This window comes from Rugosimonospora acidiphila (genome assembly GCF_039543385.1).
Taxonomy (GTDB): Bacteria; Actinomycetota; Actinomycetes; order Mycobacteriales; family Micromonosporaceae; genus Rugosimonospora; species Rugosimonospora acidiphila.
The window spans coordinates 43017-63515 of sequence record NZ_BAABJQ010000042.1 but is presented as its reverse complement, the minus strand read 5'-3'; the positions used below and the strand labels follow the sequence as shown (position 1 = coordinate 63515).

Genomic DNA, 20499 nt, shown 5'->3' with positions numbered 1-20499 from the left:
GTCTCTGTGCGCCCCTCAGCCGGTCGCGTCGAGGTAGGCCAGCACGGCCAGCACCCTACGGTTGTCGTCGTCGTGCGCGTGGATGCCGAGCTTGGCGAAGATGCTCGTGGTGTACTTGCTGACCGCGCCCTCGGACAGGCGCAGCCGGGCGGCGATCGCGGTGTTGGACCGCCCCTCGGCCATCACGGCGAGCACCTCGGCCTCCCTCGCGGACAGCCGGTTCAGCGGTCCGGGCGCGGTCTGCGCGCTCAGCAGGCCGGCGACGACCTTCGGGTCCATCACGGTCGCGCCGGCCGCCAGCCGGTGCAGCGCGTCGATCAGCTCGCCGCCGCCGGCCACCCGGTCCTTCAGCAGGTACCCGACGCCACCCGCGCCGTCGCGCAGCAACTGCCGGGCGTACAACCGCTGCACGTGCTGGGAGAGCACCAGGATCGGCATCCCGGGGACCCGCTCGCGGGCGGCGATCGCGGCGCGCAGCCCCTCGTCGGTGTGCGTCGGCGGCAGCCGGACGTCCACCACGGCGACGTCGGGGCGCGTGCGCAGCAGGGTGGGCAGCAGCTCCCGGCCGTCGGTGACGGTGGCCGCGATCTCGAACCCGGCCACCGACAGCAGCAGGGACAGCGCGTCCCTCAGCAGTTCGTGGTCTTCGGCGAGGACAACTCGCATGGCACCTCCACCACCGCGATGGTCGGCCCGCCCGCCGGACTGGTCAGGCGCAGCGTTCCGTCGAAGGTACCCAGGCGCCGCCCGATGCCGGCCAGCCCGTTGCCCCGGGCCGGATCGGCCCCGCCGGGCCCGTCGTCGCGTACCGTCAGCCGCAGCTGGCCGTCCCGGTGCTCGATCTCGACGCGCGCCTCGGCGCCGCCCGCGTGCTTGGCGACGTTGGCGATCAGCTCGCAGGTGGTGAAGTAGGCGGCCGAACAGACCGGGTCCGGCGGCCGGCCGGGCAGGTCGCCGACCACGGTGACGCGCAGGCCGGACTCCAGGACCAGGCTGCGGAGGGCATCGGCCAGCCCGCGCTCGGCCAGCACCGGCGGGTGGATGCCGTTGACCAGGTCGCGCAGCTCCTCCAGGGCGGTCTGGGTGGACTGCCTGGCCCGCCCGTACAGCTCGCGGGCGCGTCCGGGGTCGGTGTCCAGCAACTGTTCGGCCGCGCCGAGGGTGATCGCCACGGCGGCCAGCCGGGCCTGCGCGCCGTCGTGCAGATCCCGCTCGATGCGGCGTAGCTCGGTGGCCTGGTAGTCGGTCGCGTCCGCGCGGGAGGCGCTTAGCCGGTCCACCCGGCGGGCCAGCCGGTCCCGCTCCAGCCGCAGGCGGGCCGCGTCGGTCGGCGCGAGCAGCCGCGCGCACCACCGGGCGTGCCAGCCCAGCGCGGCCGGGGCGAGCAGCACCCCCAGCACGATCAGCAGTGCCCCGGCGACGGCGCTCGCCGCGTCGAGCGGCGCGCCGTCGAAGCCGTACAACCGGCCCGCCCAGCCCTCGACGCCGGGCACCAGGAGCCCGATCCAGGCGAACAGCACCGCCACGCCGGGCAGCAGCAGGACCGTTCCGACCACCGGCTCCGCCGCCAGCCAGGCGAGGTCGCGCCACGTTGCCGGGTCGGTCCACATCCACGCCACCCGGGCCCGGTAGCCGGCCATGCCGCGACCCCCGGCGGGCTCCGTCCGGTACGGGCGCGCGATCGTCGCCGTACCGGGCCGGGCGGACAGGCGGCGCACCAGGTCCGGCAGCCACCGCGTGGCCCTGGCGGTCGGCGGGCCCAGCGTCGGGCCGGTCAGCGCCCCGACCAGCACCGCGAGGGCGAACACCGGCGCCGCCGCCAGGGCCAGCCCGGCCATGCGCAGGCACAGGGCCGTGGCGACCAGGCGGCGCACCGGCGCAACCATCCGCCGCGATCCCGGCACCACCGGCATCCGCGCCTCCTTCCGTCGTCGGACCAGCTCACCATCGCAGACCCGGGCCCGGCCCGGCCATCCCTCCAACCGCCGGCGACCGGTGGGTCCAGACCCACCGGGTGTGGGCCGGCACGGATACCGGGCCGGCCCACCGCTGCCTAGCGTCGGCACCCGTCATCGACGAAACGGAGTGCGACATGAGCACCACCAAGCCCGAGAACCTCCGCGCCGCCCTGATCCGCTCGGGCGTGCTCGATCTGGCCGCGCCGGTCGCCACCTACTACGGCCTGCGGGCGGCGGGATCGACCGTGCTGGCGGCGACCCTGCTGGCCGCCGCGATCCCGCTGGTCAACGCCGCGGTCACCTTCGCGCGCCGGCGCCAGCTGGACCAACTGGCCTGCCTGACCGTCGTCGTGCTGGGCGTCCTGGCCGTGGCCGTCCTGGCCGGCGGCGGCCAGCGGCTCGCGCTGGCCCGGGACGGGTTGGTCACCGGCACCGTCGGACTGGTGGCCCTGGCCACCCTGGCCGCGCGCCGGCCGCTGTTCTTCACGGTGGCCCGGCCGTTCGGCCAGGATCCGGGCGAGGACTGGGACCGCGACTGGGCGGCCGATGCCGGGTTCCGTCACGGCATGACCCTGCTGACCGCGGTGTGGGGCGCCGGGCTCGGCCTCGACGGGGCGGTCAAGGTGATCCTGGCGTACACGCTCGCCCCCGACCTGGTGCCCGCGCTCGCCGGCGTGCAGTACGTCGTGGTACTCGGCGGGCTGATCGGCTTCACGGTCCGGCACATCCGCCGCCGGGTCAGCGCCCGGCGCGGTCACGGCGCGCGGAGTGCCTGAGCGCGGAGCGTCCGGGCGCGGAAGGCCTGAGCGCGGAGGGCCTGAGCGCGGAGGGCCTGAACACCGCCGCCAGCAGGAGCGCGACGGCGACGCAGACCGCCGCGTTGACGGCCAGCGCGGCGCCGACCCCACTGGTGACCGCGTGCGCCGACGGCTCGCCGCCCGCGGACATCCGGGCGGTGGCGATGGCGGACATGACCGGGATGCCGATCGTGATGCCGACCTGCTGGCTCATGGTGGTGAGGCCGGTGGCGAGCCCCTGCTCGGCGTCGGGCAGGCCGGAGGTCGCAGTCACCATGAAGCCGACGATCGCCACCAGATTGGCGACGCCACCGGCGAAGGTGGCGGCCAGCAGCACGACGATCGCGCCGGACCGGTCGCCGAGGAAGACCAGCGGCACGGTCGCCGCCGCCTGCATCGCGAAGCCGGCGACCATGGCGCCCCGGCTGCCGATGGCGCCGATCACCCGGGGGCCGGCGAGCCCGCCGACGACGGTACCCGCCCCCAGCACCGCGAAGGACAGGCCCGCCCGCAGCGGCGAGTACCCGAGCACGTCCTGCAGGTACAGCGTCAGCAGGAACACCACCGACGTCTCGGTCGCGAAGGCCAGCGCTCCGGCCAGGTTGCTCCAGGCAACCGTCCGGCGCCGCAGCACCCGCACCGGTACCAGCGGCTCCGGTACCCGCCGCTCGATGGCCCAGAACCCCACCAGCGCCACCGCGGCGGCGCCCAGCGGCACCCAGCAGCGGGGGCTCGCCCAGGACCGCTGGCCGGCCTCGGTCAGCCCGTATACGGCGGCCAGCAGGGCGAGCGTGACCGTGACCGCGCCGGGCACGTCCAGCCGGGGCCGGCGGTCGGGCCGGTTCTCGGACAGCACCGCCGGCGCCACGGCGAGGACCGCGACCGCGACCGCCACGTTGATGAAGAACGCCCAACGCCAGCTCAGCAGGTCGGTGAGCACGCCGCCGAGGACGGCGCCGGTGGTGAAGCCCGCCGCCATCAGCGCCCCGTTGAGGCCGAGCGCCCGATCCCGCACCGGGCCCTCGGGGAACGAGGTGGTCAGCAGCGACAGCGCGGCGGGGGTCACCGCGGCGGTCGCCAACCCCTGCGCCACCCGGGCGGCGATCAGCACCCACGGCGCGCCGGCCAGGCCGCCGGCGAGGGAGGAGGCCCCGAGCAGAGCGATCCCGGCCAGGAACAGCCGGCGCCGGCCGAACAGGTCGGCGACCCGCCCGAACAGCAGGGTGAACCCCGCGGCGCACAGCGAGAAGGCGGTGGCGATCCACTGCAGGCCTCCGAGGGAGAACCCGATATCGGCGCCGATAGTGGGCAGGGCGACGTTGAGGATCGAGAAGTCCACGGCGAGGGTGAAGCTGGCGGTGAGCAGCACGGCGAGGATCAGGAGCCGCCGGCCGCCGAGGCGCCGGTCCGAGCCCGGCCCCTCGGCGGATGCGGTGGCTGCGGTGGTTGCGATGGACGCGGTGGGTTGGTCGAGGTCGGTCATCGGGCCGGTGCCTTTCGGGTAGTCGATTCCGTCCGCCTCGACCCTGGAAGCGATCCGGCACCCGCGCCACACCCCGCCGCACCGAGCACCGGACTGCCGAGCACTGGACTCCCGAGCACCGGACTGCCTGGCACTGGGCTGCCTGGCACTGGCAGGGTGAGGCAGGGGGCCCGCTCGGGTGGGCACAATGGCCTCATGACGGAAAGCCAGGCGGCCGAGGGAGCACTCGGAGAGTTCCTGCGCGACCGGCGGTCACGGCGCAGCCCGGCCGAGGCCGGCATCGTGTCCTACGGCGCCCGCCGCGTGCCGGGGCTACGGCGCGAGGAACTGGCCCAGCTCGCCGGCGTGAGCGCCACGTACTACGCCCGGCTCGAACAGGGGCAGAGCGCCAACGCGTCGGTGAGCATCATCGACGCCATCGCCAGGGCGCTCAACCTCGACGACGACGAGCGCGCCCACCTGCACGACCTGGCCCGGCCGGCGCGGACCGGGCGTCGCCGGCCGGCCCGGCCGGATGCCGCCCGCCCCGGCACGGTGCGGCTGATCGACGCGATGGCTGACGTACCCGCGGTCGTCATGGGTCGCCGCACCGAGGTCCTGGCCTGGAACCGTCTCGGGCACGCTCTGCTGGCCGGTCACGTCGACGCGGGCGCCCCGGCCCGCCCGGCCGACCGGCCCAACCTGACCCGGATGCTGTTCCTCGATCCGCATACCCGCGAGCTGTACGCGGACTGGGACCAGGAGGCGGCCCGGGCCGTGGCCTCGCTGCGCCTAGTGGCCGGGCGCAACCGCGACGACCGGGCACTGGCCGACCTGGTGGGCCAGCTGAGCCTCGCCAGCGACGCGTTCGCCGCCCTGTGGGCCAGGCACCCGGTGCACAACTGCCTGTCCGGCAGCAAGCGGTTCCACCACCCCGAGGTCGGCGACCTCCAGCTGGAATTCGAGATGCTGCAGGTGCCCGACGACGCGGGGCACCGGATCCTGACGTACACGGCGGCTCCCGGCACGTCCTCGCACGCCGCGCTGCGGCTGCTGGCCGACCACTGCGCGCCGCCCGCCGTCCCGGCCCGGCCGCCCGCCCCGCACCCGGCACCGGCGCGGTCGCACGCCTGATCCGCGAGCCCAAACCGTCCGCGAGCCCAAACCGTCCGCGAGCCCAGACCGTCCGCGAGCCCAGACCGTCCGCGAGCCCCATTGCCCGCGATCCTCACCGGTGCGCGACGGGGCGGCCGACGACCGGGCCCGACAACCTATTGTCCTAGGAAGCTTTAGGGGGAGTGACGCCGGCCGCGACCTCGCGGGCCGCGGCCGGATCGTCCGGCTGGATGCCGCTACTCGACGCGCAGGCGCTGGGGCCCGATCGACTCGCCGCCCTCGGCGGCGGTTCGGGCGTCGGACCCCGAGGGCCCGGTGTGGCCCGCGGGGTGGTCCTTGGGGCGGCCCGTCGAGTCCTCGAGGATCACCGGGTCGGGCCTGCGCGGCCGGATCAGGGCGAGGGCCAGCAGGCCGGCCAGCACGCCGAGGACGGCGGCGACCACGAACGCGCCCCGCAGGCCCGAGACCGCCGCCAGGTGTAGCGCCTGGTCGGTCGCGGCCCGCGCCGGGGCGGGCAGGGCGCGCAGCACGTCGCCGGCCTGCCCACCGGCCAGGGCGCGCGCCACGCCGTCCGGCGCCGGTACGCCGTGCGCGCCGAGCGAGTGCTGCGCGCGGGCCGCGAAGACGCTGCCGAGCAGCGCGATGCCGAACGCGAAGCCGAGCTGGCGGGCGGTGTTCATGGCACCGGCGGCCATGCCGCCGCGCTGCGGCGGTACCGCCGACATCGCCGAGGAGCTCAATACCGGAAGCACCAGCCCCAGCCCGACGCCGGCCACCAGGAAGCCCGGCAGCAGGGCGGTCCATCGCGCGTCGCCGTGTACCAGCAGCGCGTCGAGGAGGCCGCCGAGCCCGATGAGCACCAGTCCGGAGCCGATGACCGGTCCGGGGCGCGCACCGTGCAGGAACCGGCCGAATCCGGCGGAGACCACGAACGTGGCCACGGACAGCGGCAGGCCGGTGAGGCCGGCGGTGATGGGGCTCATCCCGAGCACCGACTGCATCCAGATGGACGTGTAGGTGAAGTACGCGAAGGCCGAGAAGTTCATCAGCATCCCGCACACCAGGATGCCGACGAAGGATCCGTTGCGCATGAGCCCCAGGTCGAGCATGGCGTGCGCGGAACGGGATTCGATGAGCACGAACAGGGCGAGCAGGGCGGCGCCCGCCACCAGGTACCCCCAGCTGCCCGCCGAGGACCAGCCGTTCTCGCTGGCGTGGATCAGCCCGTAGGTGATGGCCGCCGCGGACGCGGTGAACGTCACCATGCCGCCGAGATCGAGTCTTCCCGAGGTCGGCGCGTGGACGTCGCGCAGCGCCAGGAGGCACATGACGATGGCGAGGACGCTGATCGGCAGGTTGACGAAGAAGATCCAGCGCCAGGAGATGCCCTCGGTGAGCAGGCCGCCCAGTACCGGCCCGATAGCGGTGGCGATGCCGGAGACGGCACCCCACAGGCCGTACGCGGTGCCCCGGTCGCGACCCTGGTACGAGCTGTTGAGCAGGGCGAACGTCGTCGCGAACATGGCGGCGGCGCCGACGCCCTGTACCAGCCGGGCGCCGACCAGCGCGCCCGCGTTCGGCGCCACGCCGCAGACCAGCGACGCGAGGGCGAACAGCGCCAGGCCGGCCACGTACGTCCGGCGGTGCCCGACCATGTCCGCTATGGAGCCCGCGCCCAGCAGCAGCGCCGCCAGCGACAGGGCGTACCCGTCGACCACCCACTGCAGGGCCGAGAACGACGTGGACAGGTCCCGGGCCATGTCCGGCAGCGCGACGTTCACGATCGTCACGTCGATGAGCAGCATGAACGTGCCCAGGCATACCGTGATCAACGGCACCCATTTACGCATCTGGTGCTTCCCTTTCTCGGTCTTATCGGGCGTCAGTGTCGGGTGCGGGTACGGGCTGGGACCAGCCACACCGGGGTTCGCGTAGTCTTCCTCCGGTGCCACCCATCTCAGCGCCGAAATCCGCCGTCGTGGACCTGCTCGACAGGCAATTGATCCACTCCCTGCAGATCGATCCACGGATTTCGTTCAGTCGTGCCGCGGAGGTGCTGGGCGTCTCGGAGCAGACCGTCGCGCGGCGCTACCGGCGGCTGCGCGGCGATGGCGTGGTGCGGGTGATCGGTGTGGTCGACCCGCGGCGCATCGGGCAGAGCGACTGGGTCATCCGGGTGCAGGTCCGGCCGGACGGTACGGCGCGGCTGGCCGCCGCCCTGACCAGGCGCGACGACGTCGCCTGGGTCAGTGTCAGCTCCGGCGGTTCGGAGATCATCGGCTCGGTGCGCTCGCGCACCCGGGAGCAGCGCGACGACCTACTCTCCCAGCGCCTGCCCCGGACCGCTCCCGTGCTCGGCATGGCGGCGTACGTCATCCTGCACCACTTCCGGGCGCGCAGCGAACCGAAACTGATCAATATCGGGGAGGTGCTGTCCGCCCAGCAGGTCGACGCGCTGAGGCCGGCCGTCTCCCAGGATTCCGAACCGGCGACGCTCACCGCGGCCGACGAACCCCTGCTCGCGGTGCTCGCCGGCGACGGCCGGGCGAGCCTGGCTCAGTTGGCCAGGGCCTGTGGGCAAAGCGAGGGGCGCACCGCCCGCCGGCTCGCCGCCCTGAGGGACAGCGGCGCGCTGTACTTCGACGTCGACCTCGCCACCGGACTGCTGGGCCTGGGTACCGCGGCCCATCTGTGGCTGACCGTCGTGCCGCACCGGTTGGCCGCGGTGGGGGATCAGCTTGCCGCCCTGCCGGAGGTCGAGTTCATCGCCGCCGTCACCGGCGCCGCCAACCTGTTCGCCTCGGTGGTCTGCCGCGACCTCGACGCGCTGTACGACCTGATCACCAACGACCTGGGCGTCATCGACGGGGTGGTGGCGTTGGAGGTGTCGCCGGTGTCGCACCGGCTCAAGCAGTCCGGCGCTCTGATGGACGGCGATCGGCTCGCCCACCCGGCGCCGCGCCGCGCTCCCGCGCGCTGATCGGCGGCTCGGCCGGTCGGTGGCTACGGGAACGGGCGGCTATCGGGTTGCCGTCGGGCGGGCCCAGCCGCCGTGAGCCGACCTGGGTGCGGCATCGACGACCCCCGTGACGTCGCGCCTCCCCAGTGCCCCGTCGGCTCACGCGGCCACCCCACCTGTTGTTAGGGAACGACCCCTAACAACGGGCTACTATAGGCCCCGCACTGGCAGTGGGAAAGAGGTCAATGTCGAAGGGGTCGCATATGCGACGTGCTGGAGCGGACACTCGTGAGCATGTGCTTCAGGTTGCGAACGAGCTGTTCTACTGGCACGGCATTCGGGCCACCGGCGTGGACCGGGTGGCCGCCGAGGCGGGGATAGCCCCGACGACGCTGTACCGGCTGTTCGCGTCGAAGGACGACCTGATCGCCGCGTACATCGAGCGCGCCAAGGCGTTCTATCAGGAGTGGTTCGACGCGTCCGCACGCTCGGGCGGAGACGTGCCGCGCGACCAGATCCTCGCGGTCTTCGACGCGATCGCCGAGCAGGTGGGCCCGGAGCAGTGCCGTGGCTGCCCGTTCCTGATGGCACTGGCCGAGTTCCCGGACGCCAACCATCCGGCGCACCGGGCCTCGGTGGCGCACAAGAGCTGGCTGCGGATGCGCTTCGGGGAGCTGGTCAGGGACTTCGCCGAGACCACTCCGGTCACCGATCCGGAGCAGCTCGCGGACTACCTGGCGCTGGTCATGGAGGGCGTGTACGCCTCCGTGCAGGCGCTCGGCGACGGGGGCCCGGCGCGCAACGCCCGCGCCCTGGCCCAGCGCCTGCTCGAGCCGGCGATGGCCTGACGCGATGGTGTGATTGCGGCGGCGCGGGCGTTGCCCGCTCAGCGACCGGTTGCCGAGGAGGTCGCGCCGATGACGAAGCCGTCGAGCCCCTCGGGCTGCTCGTCGCGCACGACGATGTCCTCGACGACGGCGGACTCGGGGCCGTGGCGCATCCACTCGACCAGGTCACGGACGTCGTCGGCCGGCCCCTCGAAGACCGCCTCGACCCGGCCGTCCGGCCGGTTGCGCACCCATCCCGTCACGCCGTGGCGCTGCGCCAGCCCCCGGCAGCTCTCCCGGAACGAGACGCCCTGAACCCGGCCGCCAACCAGTACCCGTGTGCGGATCACCGGGCCAGCGTACGGCCCGCCGGCGGCCCGGCCCGGCAACCCGCCGCACCGGCAAACTTCGCCGGGGCTGACGGATTCGCCGGGGCTGATGGTTCGGTACGGTGGCCGGAGGAAGCGACGTCGTCTGGCACCGGGTGGTGAGCCGATGGACCCCCATTCCCCGCTCACACTGGGGCTGCTGGCGCTCATCGGCCTGGCCGGGGGAGTCGGGATCACCGCGGTGGGGCCGGGCGGAGTGCTACCCACCATCGGGATGTTCCTGCTGACCGGGCTGACCCCCGCCGGGGTGGCCGGCACCGCCATCGTGACCCACGTGGCCACCGGCGCCCTCGGCACGGCCGCGTACACCCGCTCCGGCCAGCTGCGCGAGTCGGGGACCCGGCGCATCGCGGCGATCCTCGCGGCGGCGGCGGTGGTGGGCACGCCGCTCGGGGTGCTGTGCAACGGGCTGGTCGGTGGTGAGGGATTCGGGCTCCTGCTCGCGGCCGTGGTCGCCGTCACCGGCGTGCTGGTGTGGGTCCGTGAGCGCCGCGCCCCCGCCGCCGACCGGGCCGCCGCGGACCGGACCGTACGCCTGCCGCCGGTGCTGATCGGCGCCGTGGGGTTGGTCGTCTCCGTGGCCGCCGGCCTGTTCGGCCTGGGCGGCCCGATGCTCAGCGTGCCGCTGCTGGTCATCTTCGGCCTGCCGGTGCTGCCCGCGCTCGCCGCCGCGCAGGCCCAGTCCGTCGTCATCGCGGCGGTCGGCACGGTCGGGTACCTGCTGCACGGCGCCATCGACTGGCCGCTGGCCGTGGTGGTCGGCGTGCCCGAGCTGGCCGGGGTGCTGATCGGCTGGCGGATCGCGCACGCGGTGCCCGCTCGGCAACTCAAGTACACGCTCGCCGCCGTGCTCGTGGCGCTGGCCCCGTACCTGGCGCTGCACGGCTGACCGGGCGCGGGCCGGCGGTTGCCATCCGGCCGGGGCATGTGGTTGCATCGATGCGCTGGCGTTGAGCGTCCCCGATCCTCGCACGTTCACACGCGTGCCCGCAGGTCGTGCCGGAGGTAACGTGCGCCCGCCAGCCGAACCGACACCCGACATCGCGCCGCGACCCGAGCCGGCGCCGACATCCGCGTCCACCGCACCGGCCGCCCAGAGGCTCCGGCGGTGGCCCGTCCTGCTGGTGGTGCTGCTGGCGCTGGCGTTGCCGGCCGCCGCGCTGCTGGTACTGAATCCACAGTGGATTCACGGGTCGGGCTCCGGGGGGCTGCCCGACCGGCTACGGATTTCGCTGGCGCAGCGCGCGGTGGTGATGCTGGAGTCGTCGCCGCAGATCGAGCACCTCGGGCACGACGAGGACAACGCCGGCCCCCGCCGGGTGATGTGCACCCTCGACCCGTTCGGCGTCGACCCGCCGGCGGCCACCACCGTCGCCCAGGTCCGGTGGGTGTACGCGCTGCACCTGTGCGTCATCGGGCAGGACGGAACGCCGTGGGACTACGCGACCAAGAGCGCCGGACCGGTCGCCATCGGCCTGGGTAACCCGCCCGCGGTCCGGCTCCCGGTACCGCAGCTGGACTACCGCACCCAGGTCCGGCAGCTGATTCCGGCCCGGTACCAGTCGCAGGCCTTCGGGTCCTTCGCCCATCCGCAGCTGGTGGCCCAACTGCGGCAGCGCTACATCGCACAGGTCGCCAGCGCCCCGACGCGCTGATCCGCGCGACCGCGTGGCCCGGGCGGCCCAGGCGTGGCCTGACCGGCTCAGCTGGCCTCACCGGCTCAGCTGGCCTGACCGGCTCAGCCGGCCGGCGTGAACCGGCGCAGCCGCAGGCTGTTGCTCACCACGAACGCCGAACTCAGGGCCATGGCGGCTCCGGCGATCATCGGGTTGAGCAGGCCGAGCGCGGCCAGCGGCAGCCCGGCGACGTTGTAGGCGAAGGCCCAGAACAGGTTGCCCTTGATGGTGCGCAGGGTGGCCCGGGACAGCCGGATCGCGTCGGCCGCTGACCGCAGGTCGCCGCGTGCCAGGGTCAGCTCCGCCGCCTCGATGGCCGCGTCCGTGCCGGTACCCATCGCCAGGCCCAGGTCCGCCTGGGCGAGGGCCGCCGCGTCGTTGACCCCGTCGCCGACCATGGCCACCACCCGGCCCTCGGCCTGCAGCCGCGCCACGACCTCGACCTTGCCGGCCGGCAACACCTCGGCGACCACCTCGTCGATGCCCACCTCGTCCGCCACCGCGCGGGCCACCGCGGCCCGGTCACCGGTCAGCAGGACGGGCCGCAGCCCCAGCCCGCGCAGTGCGGCGATCGCCGCCGGGCTGGTCTGCTTCACCGTGTCGGCGACGGTGAACAGCGCGCGTACCCGGCCGTCCCAGCCGCCGGCGACCACCGTCTGCCCGGCGGCCCCGGCCAGTGCCCGCTCGAGCGTCCTCGGCATCGTCAGGCCGCGGTCGGTCAGCAGCTGGGGGCGCCCCACCACGACCGCGCGGCCGTCGATCACGCCGGTGACGCCGAGCCCGGCCAGGCTGGTGAAGCCGGTGACCGGGGGCAGGGTGCCCAGCCGGGCGCCGGCGGCGGCCGCGATGGCTCCGGCGATGGGGTGCTCCGAGGCGCTCTCCAGCGCGCCGGCCAGCCGCAGCGCCTCATCCTCGTCAACGCGGTCCTCGCCAACGCGGTCCTCGCCAACGCGGTCCTCGTCGACGCCGTCCTCACGAACGCCGGCCTCGGGAACGCCGCCGTCGTCGACCACGATTCCGGTCAGCGCCATGCGTCCGGTGGTGACGGTGCCGGTCTTGTCCAGTACGACGGTGTCGACCCGGCGGGTGGATTCGAGGACCTCCGGTCCGCGGATGAGGATGCCCAGCTGGGCGCCCCGCCCGGTGCCGACCAGCAGCGCGGTGGGGGTGGCCAGGCCGAGCGCGCACGGGCAGGCGATGATCAGCACGGCGACCGCGGCGGTGAGCGCCGCCGCTGGCGGCTGCCCGAGCAGCAGCCAGGCCGCCAGGGTCGCCAGGGCCAAGGCGATGACCACGGGTACGAACACCGCCGAGATCCGGTCGGCCAGCCGCTGCACCGGCGCCTTGCCGGCCTGCGCCGCCTCGACCAGGCGGGTCAGCTGGGCCAGCTGGGTGTCCGCGCCGACCCGGGTGGCCCGGACCACCAGCCGGCCGCCGGTGTTGACGGTCGCGCCGGCCACGGCGGTGCCGGGGGAGACCTCCACCGGCACCGGCTCGCCGGTCAACATGCTCGCGTCGACCGCCGACGTGCCGTCCTCGACCACCCCGTCGGTGGCGATCTTCTCCCCGGGGCGCACCACGAACCGGTCGCCGACCGCCAGCAGCTCGGCCGGGACACGCTCCTCCCGGTCGCCGCGCAGCACGGCGACGTCTTTGGCGCCCAGCTCCAGCAGCGCCCGAAGGGCGGCACCGGCCCGGCGCTTGGCGCGCGCCTCGAAGTACCGGCCGGCCAGGATGAACACGGTGACGCCGGCGGCCACCTCCAGGTACACCGAGGACATTCCGGACATCCGGTCGACCGTGAGGGAGAACGGCTCGCGCAGGTCCGGGCGGCCGGCGTTGCCGAAGAACAGCGCGACCATCGAAGCGCCGAAGGCGGCCAGCGTGCCGACCGAGACCAGGGTGTCCATGGTGGCCGCGCCGTGCCGCAGGTTGGTCCACGCCGCCCGGTGGAACGGCCACCCGCCGTAGACCACGACCGGGGCGGCCAGCATGGCCGACAACCACTGCCAGTCGCGGAACTGTAGCGGCGAGACCATCGCCAGGACGATCACCGGTATCGCGAGCGCGGCGCTGACCAGCAGCCGGGTGCGCAGCGCCGCCAGCGGTCCGGCGTCGCCGTCGCCCCCGGCGCCGCCCCGGGCGGAGGAGGGGGAGTCGGCGGTGCCGGCGGGCGCGGGCACCCAGGCGGCGTATCCGGTCTTCTCCACCGTGGCGATGAGGTCGGCCGGGCGCAACTCGGCCGGGTAGCTGACGGACGCCTTCTCGGTGGCGTAGTTGACGGTCGCGCTGACCCCGGCCAGGCGGTTGAGCTTCTTCTCCACCCGGGCGGCGCAGGACGCGCACGTCATCCCGCCGATCTCCAACTCGATCCGCGCGTGGCTGACCGGCGCCGGTGCCGTGGTCTCCGTGCTCATGACGGCCGCCTAGCTGACCAGCTCGTAGCCGGCCTCGTCGATCGCCGCGCGCACCGCGTCGGGGTTGAGCGACGCCGCGCTGGTGACACTCACCGCCCCGGTGGGCAGGTCCACGGCGACACTCTCGACGCCGGGCAGCGCGGCGACCTCCTCGGTGACCGCGCGCACGCAGTGCTCGCAGGTCATGCCGGAGACCTGGTACGTGGTGGTGGTGCTCAACGGTTCCTCCTCGAACGTGCGGTGGTGCGGTCCGGGCGGCCGGTGCCGCCGGGACGGGCGTTGCGGTCGGGCTGGGCGGCGCGGCTGGGCGGCGCGGCTGGGCGGCTCGGCTCGGCTCGGCGGCGCGGCTGGGCCGCTCAACTCGGCTGGAACGGGCGCGATCCGGCAGGGCCGCGCGGTCAGGAACGGACCAGGCGCGCGATCGCGTCGCTGGCCTCTTTGACCTTGATGTCGGCCTGTTCGCCGCCCTGCCGGGCGGCGTCGACGACGCAGGTGGCCAGGTGCTCCTCCAACAGGGACAGGGAGAACGACTGCAGCGCCTTGGTCGCGGCCGACACCTGGGTCAGCACGTCGATGCAGTACTTGTCCTCCTCGACCATGCGCTGCAGGCCGCGGATCTGGCCCTCGATGCGGCGCAGCCGGGCCAGGTAGTCCTGTTTGTTGTTGCTGTAGCTCACCATCGCCGTCTCCCGTTCCGCCGCCGTGTCACAGCTACCATACCCCCCTAGGGTACCAGAGTGAAGCGTGGCCCGCGCCACCATCCGGCACGGGCCTTCTCCCGGTACGTCGCCCGCCGCGTGGCGGTTACCGCCGGCCCGCCGCCTCGATGGTCACGCCGCCGGTCGTGACGTTGCGAGTCAGCGGCCGGGCCAGGAACTCGTGCGGGAAGCCGAGTTCGATCGCGCTGGCCCGATCCAGCCGGGCCACCTGATCGTCGCCCAGGTCCAGGCGCAGCGCGCCCAGGTTGTCCTCAAGCTGGGCCAGTGTCCGCACCCCGAGGATCGGTGCGGCGACCCCCGGGTTGAGCAGCGTCCAGGCGATCGCGACCTGCGACGGCGTCGCACCCACCTCGGTCGCCACCTCCTTGACGACGTCCGCGATGGCCAGCCCGCGCTCGGTCAGGGAGCCGTTGGCCGCCGCGACGTTCCTGCGGCTGCCCTCGGCCGAGGCCGAGCCGCCGCCGTGGTCCAGGTCGGCGTGGCTGTACTTGCCGGTCAGCACCCCGCTGGCAAGCGGTGACCAGGGGATGACGCCCAGGCCCATCTCCCGGGCCATGGGGATGAGGTCGCGCTCGACGGTGCGCTCGATCAGGCTGTACTCGATCTGCAGCGCGATCAGCGGCGACCAGCCGCGCAGGTCGGCGATGGCCTGCATCCGCGACACCTGCCAGGCCGGCGTGTCGGAGATGCCGACGTAGAGCACCTTGCCGGCGCGGACCAGGTCGTCCATGGCCCGCAGCACCTCCTCGACCGGGGTGGTGCCGTCCCACGAGTGCAGGTAGAGCAGGTCGATGTAGTCGCTGTTCAACCGCCGCAGGCTCGCCTCGACCGAGGCGACCATGCTCTTGCGGTGGTTGCCGCCGGCGTTCGGGTCGCCAGCGCGCCGCGTGACCGTGTACTTCGTGGCGATGACCAGGCTCTCCCGCCGGTCCCCGGCGAACTCGCCGAGGAACCGCTCGGCCGTCCCGTTCGTGTACTCGTTGGCCGTGTCGATGAAGTTGCCGCCCGCCTCGACGTACGCGTCGAAGATGCGCCGCGCCTCGCCCCGGTCCGCGCCCCAGCCCCAGTCTGAGCCGAACGTCATGGTGCCCAGCGACATGGGCGAGACCCGAAGCCCCGACCGGCCCAGCAGCCGATAGGTGTCCAGGGAAGTGAACCGTGCCACAATGCTCTCCTCAGCTCGCACAGCGGATGAGTCTCCGGCGGGTCCGGCACCGCTGCCGGCCGGACCGCGATCAAGGGTGCGACGGCCGGGCGGCGTGGGTAAGGGAAACGGCATCCTGGGATTGGCCGTCCCACCCTTGGCGAATAGGCTCAACCAGATGACCAGCAACGCACTCGCCGGGGATGTGAACGCGACCCAGGAGCTGGGCGCCTTCCTGCGCAGCCGCCGGGAGCGGCTGTCGCCCGGCGAGGTCATGGTGCCCGGGCGGCGCCGGGCGCGGCGCACCCCCGGCCTGCGCCGCGAGGAGGTCGCCGAGCTGGCCGGCGTCAGCGTCGACTACGTGACCCGCCTCGAGCAGGGACGCGGCCTGCGCCCCTCGACGGACGTGCTGGACGCGTTGTCCCGGGCGCTACGGCTGTCCGACGACGAGCGGGTCTACCTGTTCGACCTGACCCAGCGGCGACCCGCCGCCGGGCGACGGGACACCGCCGTACCGGGCATGCTCGACGCGCTGGTACGCGGACTGTCGCCGTTGCCGGCCATGCTGATCAATCACCGGTTCGACATCGTCGCGTGGAATCCCGAGATGTCCGCGCTCATGCTCGGCCTCGACGAGCTTCCCGCGCGGCGGCGCAACACGCTGTGGCTGTGCCTGCTGCACCCGCCGATGGTCGACTTCTACGTCGACCGGGAACGGATCATCCGGGAAGGTATCGCCGACCTACGCGCGGCGTGGGCGGCGTACCCCGACGACGAGGAACTGCCCCGACTGGTCGCGGAGCTCGCCTCCCGCAGCGAGGAGTTCGCACGCCTGTGGGAGCGGCGCGACGTGCGGGTCAACGCCCGGGGCCGCAAGCGGGTGCGCCATCCCGTTGCGGGGCCGCTCGCCCTCGACTACGAGGTGCTGGTACCGCTGGGGGAGACCGGCCACCGCCTGGTCGTGTACCGCGCGGCGGACACCGCCTCGCAGGTGGCGCTGGACGAACTCACCACACCTGCCGCCGCACCCGCCGCCCTCGCCTGAGCGCGCCGGACTCGGTGGCACTAGGTTGTCCGGGTTCCGAGCGGTTCCGCCCGCGATGCCGCTGTGCGGCGGGTACCCTCGGGCGGTGTTCTCGCCCCAAGGCCCGTCCCTGCGTGAGCTGTGCGTCCAGGCGCTGTCCTCGGTCGAGCGCGGCTACGACCTGCTGGCGCCGAAATTCGACCACACCCCGTTCCGTACCCCGCAGAGCATTCTGGCCGCGACCACCGAGGCGCTGTCCGAACTCGGGCCGTTCGGCGAGGGACTGGACGTGTGCTGCGGCACCGGCGCGGGCATGCTGGTCCTCGGGCCGCTGTGCGAGGGACGGGTCACGGGTGTCGACTTCAGCGCCGGCATGCTCGCGCGGGCGCGTGACGCGCACCCGGAGGCCGCATGGGTGCGGGCCGACGCCCGGGCCCTCGCCTTCGTCGAGGACTTCGACCTCGCGGTCACCTTCGGGGCCCTCGGGCATTTCCTGCCGGCCGAGAGGCCGGCACTCTTCGAGGGGGTGTACCGCGCGCTGCGGCCCGACGGGCTGTTCGCCTTCCCGCTCGGCGCGCCGCCGCCCCTGACCTCGCTCGCGCACTGGACCACGCTCGGCTTCGACCTGGCCATGCGGGTCCGCAACGTCGTGCGGCGCCCGCCGTTCGTCATGTACTACCGGATCACCCCGCTGTCCGCGATCCGCGACGACCTGACGGCGGCCGGCTTCTCGGTGGACGTCGTCGGCTTGACGGCCCTGGGTCAGCTGGCCAACGGCAGCCCACGGTACGGGCTCGTGCTGGCGCGCAAGCCGGCAGACGCTTACTGATGCTCGCTCATCGCGTCGGTGGACCCGGCCGGTTCGATGCCCTGCTGGGCAACCCAGGCGACCAGGGCGGTGACCGCGCAACCTCTTCACCTCGGGCCGCTGCTCCGGCTGGATACCACCCAAGCCGTCGACACCGGCGTGGCGGCCAGCAGGGCCCACATCGTCTCGCTGGCCGCGGCGCCGAGGGCGGCGTTCCAGCGCCGCTGGGTCCAACCGGGCGGCGGGGCGCTGCCCAGCACGTCCGCGTGGGTCTCCTTGATGGTGTCCTTGCTGAACACCGGCAGCCGCAGGGCCTGTGACAGGGTGCGCGCCAGCGCCAGCGTCGGTGACCCCGTTCATGAGGCTGTCGCATACGTCGATGAAGAGATTCGACAGTCGTCGGTTCCGGCCTCGGTACGACGGCGGCCAGAATGCGATCAAGTTATCTCCACCGAGCGGGGGGTGCGGGGACCGTGCGCATGGCGCGAAGATACTCATTCCTACGGACCTGGAAGCGGGCACGGCTGCTGGTCGTGCCGGCGGTGGCGGTACTCGTGGCGGTGGCCGGCACCGCGCAGGTGGCCCAGGCCGCGTCGGCGAGCGACGCTTCGCCGTCGGCCGACGCGCCGGGTGCGTGCGCGACGCCCACGTTCGCCGATGGGTTGGCGCAGAACGTCTTCTCCGCGGACTCCACTACCTGGGTGCGCGGCGAGGCCTGGGTGCAGGTGCCCGGCGTGGACAGCGACCGGGACGGCATTCCCGACCGTGTCCACATCGACATCACCCGGCCCGCCGAGACGGCCAACCCGTCCTGTGGCTACAAGGCGCCGGTGATCTTCGAGGCCAGCCCGTACTTCGCGAACCTCGGCCCGAACGCGAACTGGAGCGTCGACCACGAGATCGGTGACCCGCCCGCTACCCGGCCCGCCCAGATGCCGTTCATGATCCGCAACACCAGCCCGATCATCAGCAACGACTTCAACACGGCCTGGCTGCCCCGCGGGTTTGCCGTGGTACACGCCGACTCCCTCGGTACCGGTTGGTCGACCGGCTGCGCGACCGACGGCGCGAGCAACGAGACGCTGGGTGTGAAAGCGGTGATCGACTGGCTGAACGGCCGGGCCACCGCGTACACGAGCGTGGACGGCAACACCACCGTTCCCGACCCGGACTGGACCACCGGGAAGGTCGGCATGATGGGGACGTCCTACAACGGCACCCTGCCGATCGCCGCGGCCACCACCGGAGTCGAGGGTCTGGACGCGATCGTCCCGATCTCGCCGGTGGTGAGCTACTACGACTACTACCGCACCAACGGCATGGTCCGCGGGCCGGGCGGATTCCAGGGTGAGGACTCCGACGTGCTCGCCGACGTCGTGAACACCCGCCGGTCGGCGGCCACCGGCTGGCAGCCGGACCCCTCGGTCTGCCGCCCGGTGATCCAGGACATCACCGCCAACATCGACCGCGCGTCCGGGGACTACACCTCGTTCTGGAACGACCGCAACCTGATGAACGACGTGGACAAGATCCATGCCGCGGTGCTGCTCGCGCACGGCGACAACGACAACAACGTGATGACCAGGCAAGCGGCCGAGTTCTACGACGCGATCAAGCAGCTGGGCGTGCCGCACGAGTTCTACTTCCACCAGGGCGGGCACGGCGGGTCGCCGCCGGACGTCATGGTCAACCGCTGGTTCACCCGCTACCTGTACGGGGTCCAGAACGGGGTCGAGAAGCTGCCCAAGTCGTACGTGGTGCGGGAGGCCAACGCGTGCCCGCCGCGGCAGACCCCAGTGGTCGGCGACCAGTCGAACACCGCGACGCTGACGGTGGCGGACTCGGGGCAGCTGACGCTGGGCCTCACCGCGACGATCCCCATCACCGCCTCGAACGGCACGGTGACCACCACCACGCGGCTGATCAGCAAGATCCCGGACTCGCGGCACATCGTGCTCGCCTCGGCGGTGGCCACCGCCGCCGGGCAGCGGGTCGCCGACGGCGCGTCGGTCAGCCTGGCCTGCGGCAGCGCCAATCCGACGCCGTACGCCGAGTGGCCCGACCCGACCGCGGCCCCCGCGACGCTCGACTTCACCGCGGGTGCCCCGGCGATCGGTGGGCTGACCTTCCAGCCCGGCAGCGGCACGACCGAGACGCTGACCGACAACGCGATGGTTACCGCTACCACCTCGATGAACGCCGCCTCGTCGAACGTGCGGCTGCTCTACCAGACGCCGGCCCTCACCCAGAACGTGCGCCTCAGCGGCACGCCCTGGCTGTCGCTGTGGATGTCGTTCAGCAAGCCCAAGGCGAACCTGACCGGCGTGCTGGTCGACTACCCGCCGACGGGCAGCCCGACGATCCTGTCGCGCGGCTGGCTCGACCCGGAGAACCGTGACTCGCCGGCGACGACCGAAGCGATCACTCCCGGCCAGTACCACCGGATGCACTTCGATCTGCAGGCCAAGGACGCGGTGATCCTCGCCGGGCACCGGATCGGGATCATGATCCTCTCCAGCGACAACGAGCACACGATCCGTCCGGCGCCCGGGACGCAGCTGACGATGGACCTCGCGCGCAGCACCGTGCAGTTGCCGGTGGTGGGCGGCGCCGCGGCCCTCGCGGCGGCCATCGGTGCGGGATCGCCCGCCGCGCAGGTCGACGCGGCGCGGGTGTCCGTCGACCGGATGGGCCTGCCCGTCACGGTGGCCAACCAGCTGCGGCTGGCGCTGATCGACGCGTCGCGGAAGGTCGGCACGCCGGCCGCCTGCACCGCGCTGAGCGACTTCCAGGGCCAGGTGTTCGACCTCGCCGGGAGTCCGAACGCGACGGTGACGCTCGACCAGGCGCAGCGGCTCATGTCGGTGAGCCAGGTCGGCACGCAGTTGGGGTGCTCGGACCCGGGCGGCAAGACCGTCTACCTGCCGGACGAGACCTACCTGACCGCCACGCCGGCCGCGGCCCAGGTCGATCTGATGGAGTTCGCCGAGACGATCGAAGGATTCGGGCTCGACCAGGGCGTGACCGCGGACCTGACCAACCGTGCGTGGACGGTGGCCGGGCTGGTGACCGGTAGGGCACCGGCCGCCTGCGCCAGTCTCCAGACGCTGCTCCACACGGTCGCCCGCACCCAGCTGACCACGCAACAACGCGCGACGCTCGACGCGCGGACCCCGCGCCTCGACGCCGAACTCAGCTGCTGA

General features: G+C 73.4%; 19 protein-coding genes. 9 read left to right on the top strand and 10 right to left on the bottom strand.

Annotated features, from left to right (window positions below; translation table 11 throughout):
- Window positions 1–15: 15 nt before the first annotated feature.
- Together ABEA87_RS38910 and ABEA87_RS38905 are read right to left on the bottom strand one after the other, a co-directional pair.
- Window positions 16–666, bottom strand: a complete 651-nt coding sequence (locus ABEA87_RS38910) for a response regulator transcription factor (RefSeq protein WP_345638440.1) — start codon at window positions 664–666, stop codon at window positions 16–18.
- Window positions 630–1913, bottom strand: a complete 1284-nt coding sequence (locus ABEA87_RS38905; protein WP_345638439.1) for a sensor histidine kinase — start codon at window positions 1911–1913, stop codon at window positions 630–632. Before ABEA87_RS38905 ends, ABEA87_RS38910 begins: the two co-directional genes overlap by 37 nt.
- Before the next feature lie 179 nt (window positions 1914–2092).
- Between ABEA87_RS38905 and ABEA87_RS38900 the strand changes: the two genes are divergently transcribed.
- Window positions 2093–2734: a VC0807 family protein gene (locus ABEA87_RS38900; RefSeq protein WP_345638437.1), complete on the top strand. Its 642-nt coding sequence runs from the start codon at window positions 2093–2095 to the stop codon at window positions 2732–2734.
- Here the strand turns inward: ABEA87_RS38900 and ABEA87_RS38895 are convergent.
- On the bottom strand, window positions 2697–4238 hold the full coding sequence (locus ABEA87_RS38895) for an MFS transporter (protein ID WP_345638435.1): 1542 nt from the start codon (window positions 4236–4238) through the stop codon (window positions 2697–2699). The genes ABEA87_RS38900 and ABEA87_RS38895 overlap by 38 nt on opposite strands.
- Before the next feature lie 195 nt (window positions 4239–4433).
- On the opposite strand from ABEA87_RS38895, the gene ABEA87_RS38890 reads away from it, so the two are divergent.
- A complete protein-coding gene (locus ABEA87_RS38890; RefSeq protein WP_345638433.1) occupies window positions 4434–5351 on the top strand; it encodes a helix-turn-helix domain-containing protein in 918 nt (305 codons plus the stop codon).
- A gap of 218 nt (window positions 5352–5569) precedes the next feature.
- Here the strand turns inward: ABEA87_RS38890 and ABEA87_RS38885 are convergent, their stop codons facing one another.
- Complete coding sequence (locus tag ABEA87_RS38885; RefSeq protein WP_345638432.1) at window positions 5570–7183, bottom strand: MFS transporter; 1614 nt, start codon at window positions 7181–7183, stop codon at window positions 5570–5572.
- A 95-nt stretch (window positions 7184–7278) separates the two neighbouring features.
- Here ABEA87_RS38885 and ABEA87_RS38880 point away from each other — a divergent pair, with 95 nt between their 5' ends.
- Both ABEA87_RS38880 and ABEA87_RS38875 read left to right on the top strand, forming a co-directional pair.
- Window positions 7279–8313 (top strand): Lrp/AsnC family transcriptional regulator, encoded by a 1035-nt coding sequence (locus ABEA87_RS38880; protein ID WP_345638430.1) that lies wholly within the window; start codon window positions 7279–7281, stop codon window positions 8311–8313.
- A 275-nt stretch (window positions 8314–8588) separates the two neighbouring features.
- Window positions 8589–9140: a TetR/AcrR family transcriptional regulator gene (locus tag ABEA87_RS38875; RefSeq protein ID WP_345638428.1), complete on the top strand. Its 552-nt coding sequence runs from the start codon at window positions 8589–8591 to the stop codon at window positions 9138–9140.
- A 38-nt stretch (window positions 9141–9178) separates the two neighbouring features.
- On the opposite strand, the gene ABEA87_RS38870 is transcribed toward ABEA87_RS38875, so the two are convergent.
- Entirely contained in the window at window positions 9179–9469 is a 291-nt protein-coding gene (locus ABEA87_RS38870) for an acylphosphatase (RefSeq protein WP_345638426.1), read from the bottom strand.
- A gap of 145 nt (window positions 9470–9614) precedes the next feature.
- On the opposite strand from ABEA87_RS38870, the gene ABEA87_RS38865 reads away from it, so the two are divergent.
- Together ABEA87_RS38865 and ABEA87_RS38860 are read left to right on the top strand one after the other, a co-directional pair.
- Complete coding sequence (locus ABEA87_RS38865) at window positions 9615–10397, top strand: sulfite exporter TauE/SafE family protein (RefSeq protein ID WP_345638424.1); 783 nt, start codon at window positions 9615–9617, stop codon at window positions 10395–10397.
- 121 nt (window positions 10398–10518) lie between these two features.
- Window positions 10519–11163, top strand: a complete 645-nt coding sequence (locus tag ABEA87_RS38860; RefSeq protein WP_345638422.1) for a hypothetical protein — start codon at window positions 10519–10521, stop codon at window positions 11161–11163.
- A gap of 83 nt (window positions 11164–11246) precedes the next feature.
- Here ABEA87_RS38860 and ABEA87_RS38855 read toward each other — a convergent pair whose 3' ends face one another.
- The 4 genes from ABEA87_RS38855 to ABEA87_RS38840 all read right to left on the bottom strand — a co-directional run bounded on the left by ABEA87_RS38855 (window position 11247) and on the right by ABEA87_RS38840 (window position 15485).
- Window positions 11247–13601 carry a heavy metal translocating P-type ATPase gene (locus tag ABEA87_RS38855; RefSeq protein WP_345638420.1) on the bottom strand — a complete coding sequence of 785 codons (2355 nt, stop codon included), beginning with the start codon at window positions 13599–13601 and terminating at the stop codon, window positions 11247–11249.
- A 9-nt stretch (window positions 13602–13610) separates the two neighbouring features.
- A complete protein-coding gene (locus ABEA87_RS38850) occupies window positions 13611–13820 on the bottom strand; it encodes a heavy-metal-associated domain-containing protein (protein ID WP_345638418.1) in 210 nt (69 codons plus the stop codon).
- Between the two features lie 179 nt (window positions 13821–13999).
- A complete protein-coding gene (locus tag ABEA87_RS38845; RefSeq protein WP_345638415.1) occupies window positions 14000–14281 on the bottom strand; it encodes a metal-sensitive transcriptional regulator in 282 nt (93 codons plus the stop codon).
- A 124-nt stretch (window positions 14282–14405) separates the two neighbouring features.
- The gene (locus tag ABEA87_RS38840) at window positions 14406–15485 is read right to left on the bottom strand and encodes an aldo/keto reductase (RefSeq protein ID WP_345638413.1); all 1080 of its coding nucleotides are present in this window, start codon (window positions 15483–15485) and stop codon (window positions 14406–14408) included.
- Between the two features lie 157 nt (window positions 15486–15642).
- Here ABEA87_RS38840 and ABEA87_RS38835 point away from each other — a divergent pair, with 157 nt between their 5' ends.
- The gene (locus ABEA87_RS38835) at window positions 15643–16509 is read left to right on the top strand and encodes a helix-turn-helix domain-containing protein (protein ID WP_345638411.1); all 867 of its coding nucleotides are present in this window, start codon (window positions 15643–15645) and stop codon (window positions 16507–16509) included.
- Window positions 16510–16594: 85 nt separating this feature from the next.
- Window positions 16595–17317: a class I SAM-dependent methyltransferase gene (locus tag ABEA87_RS38830; protein WP_345638408.1), complete on the top strand. Its 723-nt coding sequence runs from the start codon at window positions 16595–16597 to the stop codon at window positions 17315–17317.
- 86 nt (window positions 17318–17403) lie between these two features.
- Here the strand turns inward: ABEA87_RS38830 and ABEA87_RS38825 are convergent, their stop codons facing one another.
- Window positions 17404–17595, bottom strand: coding sequence for a hypothetical protein (locus ABEA87_RS38825; RefSeq protein WP_345638406.1), 192 nt, complete (start codon window positions 17593–17595; stop codon window positions 17404–17406).
- A gap of 180 nt (window positions 17596–17775) precedes the next feature.
- On the opposite strand from ABEA87_RS38825, the gene ABEA87_RS38820 reads away from it, so the two are divergent.
- Window positions 17776–20499, top strand: a complete 2724-nt coding sequence (locus ABEA87_RS38820) for a Xaa-Pro dipeptidyl-peptidase (protein WP_345638405.1) — start codon at window positions 17776–17778, stop codon at window positions 20497–20499.